We start from the raw sequence: 4,670 nt of genomic DNA on the forward strand, positions 1-4,670 counted from the left end.
CCGTCAACCTCGGTCTCCGCGCCCACGGGTTCGGCCAGACCCTGTTGCTGCCCTGGCCGTCGCTGCCCGACAGCGACCTGCCGGCGTGGGGTTCGGCGGTGGCCCGCACCGAGCTCGACGACCACATCCGGACCGTGGCCCTCAAGAGCGGGGCGCTCGCCCTCGAGGGCGCCCGCGCGGTCGGCGTACGGATGGAGGGCCGTCGCGTCGCGGCCGTGACGTTCGCCGCGGGCGAGGACACCTTCGAGATCGAGTGTCGCCGCCTGGTCGTGGCCGACGGCGTCCGGTCGCCGCTGGGCAAGATGCTGGGCCGCGAGTGGCACCGGGACACGGTGTACGGCGTCGCGGGCCGCTCCTACATCGAGTCCGCGATGTCCGACGACCCATGGATCAGCTCCCACCTGGAGCTGCGCGGCGAGGACGGCGAGCTCCTCAGCGGCTACGGCTGGATCTTCCCGCTCGGCACCGGCGAGGTGAACATCGGTGTCGGCACGCTGGCCACGCTGAAGCGGCCCGCCAACATCGCGATCAAGCCGCTGATGAGCTTCTACGCCGAGCAGCGCCGCGACGAGTTCCAGCTCTCCGGGGACCTGCGGGCGCCGACCTCGGCGCTGTTGCCGATGGGTGGAGCCGTCTCCGGCGTAGCGGGCGCCAACTGGGCGCTGATCGGCGACGCGGCGGCCTGCGTGAACCCCCTCAACGGCGAAGGCATCGACTACGGCCTCGAGACCGGACGGCTCGTCGCCGAGCTGATGGCCGACGACGGCGATCTCGCCACGGCCTGGCCGCAGATCCTGCGCCAGCACTACGGGGAGGCCTTCTCCATCGCCCGCCGGCTGGCCGGCGTCGCGACGGTGCCGCAGGTCGTGGCGGCCCTCGGCCCGGCGGGCATGCGCTCGGACTGGCTGATGACGCTGGCCCTGCGCTGGATGGGCAACCTCGTCGACGACACCGACCGCGACCGCGCAGCGCGCGTCTGGCGCTGGGCAGGGCGTCGCTCGATCGCGCGGGACGCGCGTCCGCCCTTCGTGTGAGCCTGGCGCTGGATATGTTCCCCGTCCAGCCGATCCGATCCGGGGACCCGCGACGAAGAGAAGTCATGAGCGACGCCTGGTACCGCATGACCAACACCCTGGGCCGGCTGGCGCTCAAGGGGCTGGGCATCGACGTCCGCGCCACGGGCCTCGAACACGTGCCGACCCACGGCCCGGCCATGCTGGCGGCCACGCACGTCTCCTACCCCGACTTCATCTTCCTCGAGAAGGCCGCGATCGAGCGCGGTCGCTACGTGCGGTTCATGACCCGCCACGACATCTGGCACCAACGTGCCCTCGCCGCGCCGATGACCCGGATGCGGCACATCCCGGTCGACCGGGAGGCCCCCGCCGGGGCCTATCTGATGGCCAGGCGACTGCTGGGCGAGGGCGAGGTGGTCGGCGGGTTTCCCGAGGCCGGCATCTCCTACTCCTACACGGTGCGCGCACTGATGCGAGGCCTGGCCAGCCTGTCGCGTGAGACCGGAGTGCCGGTGATCCCCGTGGCGATCTGGGGCAGCCAGCGGATCTACAGCGTCGGTCGACCCGACCACGCCGGCAACGAACCGCGACCCGACCTGACCCGGGGCAGGCGCGTGGACATCACCTTCGGGGAGCCGATGGTGATCGGGCCCGGTGAGGACCTCAGTGAGTGGACTCGGGGCCTCGGCGTTCGCCTGACGGAGCAGCTCGAGGAAATCCAGGGTCGTCCGCACCACCGCCCACGACCGGGGGAGTGGGCGCCGTGGCACCCGGCTCATCTGGGAGGGGCGGCGCCGACCCGGCACGAGGCAAGGGAGCTGGACTCGGTGCCGCGCTCGTCGGTGCGCCCGTCGTGGGGCCCGGAGCTGTGCGGGCCGACCGACTGCGATGCTGCTCCCACGTGCCGAGAGGGTTCACCACCCAGCTGAGCCAGCGCCGAGACCACGGGCTTGCCAGCGCCAGCGCCAGGGCGACGGCACCGAGGGTGGTGGCCAGCAGTGCGGCGTACGGGTGGCCCTCGCTCCACTGGCTGAAGCCCTGCGCCCTGACCGTCTTGATCACGAACCCGTGCAGCAGGTAGACGTTCATGGTGGCCGCGCCCATGGCGGTGAACCAGCCCTGGCGGCGGGGGATCAGCGCCATCACCGAGAACGCGCCGATCAGTCCGACCGCCATCACCGAGAGCCGTGTCTGGGCGGCGGTCGCGACCTGCACGTGCAGGTCCTCGTAGCCCGCGTCGTACCAGAGGAACGCGGTGCGGGCCCACTCGTCGGTGTCGTAGGCGAGTGCGGCGATGAGCACGAGCGCGCCGACGGCGGCGACCTTCACCCAGGGGTCGTCGAGGTGCCGGAGGTGGCGCGGCTTCAGGTGCAGTCCGAGCACGAAGAACGGCAGCAGGCCCAGGATGCGGGGCAACATGAACCAGTCGAGCGTCCACAGCCCACCCGCCAGGCTGACGAGGACCGCCGCCGGCAGGAAGAGCCAGTGCCGCTTGAGGATCGGGGTCATCAGCCGCCAGAAGAACAGGACCGGCAGATACCACATCGTCCAGTGCGGCTGCAGGTAGAGGAGGCCGGGCTCGTGCTCCCCGAGGCTCACACGGTAGTAGTACAGCGCCGGCTCGAAGACGAGGTAGGGGATGACCAGGACGTAGAGGAGGCCCTTGAAGTGCCGAGGCGTCCACTCGAACGACTTCGAGAGGTAGCCGCTGATGAACACGAACGCCGGGATGTGCCAGAAGTAGAGGAAGTCGTAGGCCCAGTCGCTGAAGTGGGTGTCGGGAAGCAGGCCCCACGAGTGCCCGACGACGACCAGGGTGACCAGAGCCATCTTGGTGTTGTCGAGCCAGGGGTCACGCGTCGTCGAAGCCACGAGTGTCACGCTACGACAACCCTGGAGAGCCGTGACAGGTTAGGACCATGTCCCCCCTGCCCCGACGACAGCGCGTTGCGGCCTACGCCGTCATCATGCGCGTCACCTCCGAGCCCGAGGTGCTCCTGTGCCGGCTCGCGCCGCGCATCAGCCGCTCAGAGCTGTGGACGCTGCCGGGCGGCGGGCTGGACCACGGCGAGAACCCGCGCGACGCCCTGTTGCGCGAGATCGCCGAGGAGACCGGTCTGAGCGCGAGCATCGGCGATACGGCCCACGTCTACTCCGCCCACCTGCCACGCGCGTCCCGCGACGGCGTGATGACCGACTTCCATGCGTTGCGGATCGTGTACGACGCGTGGGTGCCGTCCGACGCGCCCACGCCGCGTGTCATCGAGATCGGCGGGTCCACCGTCGAGGCCGCCTGGCACCCGCTCGCCAGGGTGCTCGACGGCACGCTGCCGGTCGTGGCGATGGTGGGCGAGGCGTTGGCCGATCACACGCCCTTCCAGCTGCAGCGGATCGCCGCCTACGCCCTGATCCGTCGTGGCCCGGCCGTGCTGCTGACGAGGCTGTCGCGGCGCGCCCACCACACCGGCCTCTGGACGCTGCCCGGCGGCGGCGTGGACCACGGCGAGCCGCCCGCCCAGGCGCTCACTCGCGAGGTCGCCGAGGAGTGCGGCATCGAGTGCGAGGTCGGCACGCTGCTCGGCGTACACGACACGCACTTCTCCGGGACTGCGCCGAGTGGCCGCGTCGAGGACTTCCATGGCGTGCACCTGATCTTCGCCGCGACGGTGCGGCCCGACTCACGCCCGCGCGTCGTCGAGATCGACGGGACCTGCGACGAGGTTGCCTGGGTGGAGCCCGCGGACATCGACTCCGGGACGGTGCCGGTGCTCGACGTCGTGCGCCATGCCCTGGGACTTGCTAGCGGTTGATCGAGACCTCGGTGACGACCGGCTGACCGTTGAGCTCTGCGGAGCTGGGTGCCGCGAGCCCGAGCGCACTCACCACGAGGGCCACCGCAGCAACGCCGGCGAGCAGGCGTCCTCCGCCGTTCATGGCTGCGATCCGCGTGGTGTGGTGGTCATGAGGGCAACTCTAGGAAGTGCCGGACCGGCCCGTGACCAGATGCGTTGCTTGTTGACCGACTGTGTATGAAAGGTGCACCTGGCGAGGATCTGCGGCCGAATCTGTGGGCGTGGACGACCCGTTACGGTGACCTGATGGCGGAAACAGTGTTCACCTACGCGGCCCCCGGCCTGAAGTTCGGCCGCGGAGCCTCGGTCGAGATCGGCTTCGACCTCCACCAGCTGATCGGGGCGTCGGCAGCCCGCCCGCGGGTGCTGCTGGTCACCGATGCGGGTGTGGCCGCGACCGGGCATCCAGCCAGGATCGCCGCCCAGATCGTCGAGCGCGGTCTCGAGGTCACGACCTTTGAGCGCGCCCGGGTCGAACCGACCGACGAGTCCCTCGAGGAGGCCATCGCGTTCGCCCGCACCGGGGGGCCCTGGGACGCCATCGTGGCCGTGGGCGGCGGATCGGCGATCGACACGGCGAAGGCTGTCAACCTTCTGGTCACCAACGAGGGGGAGCTGTTCGACTACCTCAACGCGCCGGTGGGGGCCGGGCGGGCTCCGGCCCAGCCGCTGCTGCCCCTGGTGGCGGTGCCGACGACGACCGGGACGGGGTCGGTGTGGGCCACCCACTGCGGGCGCGACGGCCACCCCCCGGAGGTCAAAAACCGCCTCACGCCCCCCCCCCAGCCGCCCCCGCTGGCCG

Annotated in this window: 5 protein-coding genes and 1 pseudogene; 4 read left to right on the forward strand and 2 right to left on the reverse strand. The window is 71.0% G+C overall.

Annotation, left to right across the window (positions count from 1 at the left end):
- Positions 1 to 1,034, forward strand: a 1,034-nt coding sequence (locus RMO85_RS07345) for an FAD-linked oxidoreductase (protein WP_310528052.1), incomplete at its 5' end; no start/stop codon positions are given.
- A gap of 86 nt (positions 1,035 to 1,120) precedes the next feature.
- Positions 1,121 to 1,537 (forward strand): annotated as a pseudogene (locus RMO85_RS19645) (lysophospholipid acyltransferase family protein); the annotation flags it as partial.
- A 142-nt stretch (positions 1,538 to 1,679) separates the two neighbouring features.
- On the opposite strand, the gene RMO85_RS07350 reads toward RMO85_RS19645, so the two are convergent.
- Positions 1,680 to 2,888, reverse strand: coding sequence for an acyltransferase family protein (locus RMO85_RS07350; protein ID WP_310528053.1), 1,209 nt, complete (start codon positions 2,886 to 2,888; stop codon positions 1,680 to 1,682).
- Positions 2,889 to 2,935: 47 nt separating this feature from the next.
- Here RMO85_RS07350 and RMO85_RS07355 point away from each other — a divergent pair, with 47 nt between their 5' ends.
- Positions 2,936 to 3,826 carry an NUDIX domain-containing protein gene (locus RMO85_RS07355; protein ID WP_310528054.1) on the forward strand — a complete coding sequence of 297 codons (891 nt, stop codon included), beginning with the start codon at positions 2,936 to 2,938 and terminating at the stop codon, positions 3,824 to 3,826.
- On the opposite strand, the gene RMO85_RS07360 is transcribed toward RMO85_RS07355, so the two are convergent.
- Positions 3,816 to 3,950: a hypothetical protein gene (locus RMO85_RS07360; RefSeq protein WP_310528055.1), complete on the reverse strand. Its 135-nt coding sequence runs from the start codon at positions 3,948 to 3,950 to the stop codon at positions 3,816 to 3,818. The two genes, RMO85_RS07355 and RMO85_RS07360, sit on opposite strands and share 11 nt — an antisense overlap.
- Positions 3,951 to 4,114: 164 nt before the next feature.
- Here RMO85_RS07360 and RMO85_RS07365 point away from each other — a divergent pair.
- The coding region (locus tag RMO85_RS07365) for an iron-containing alcohol dehydrogenase (RefSeq protein WP_310528056.1) at positions 4,115 to 4,670 on the forward strand (556 nt) is incomplete at its 3' end.

It is taken from the genome of Nocardioides sp. (assembly GCF_031422975.1).
GTDB lineage: Bacteria > Actinomycetota > Actinomycetes > Propionibacteriales > Nocardioidaceae > Nocardioides.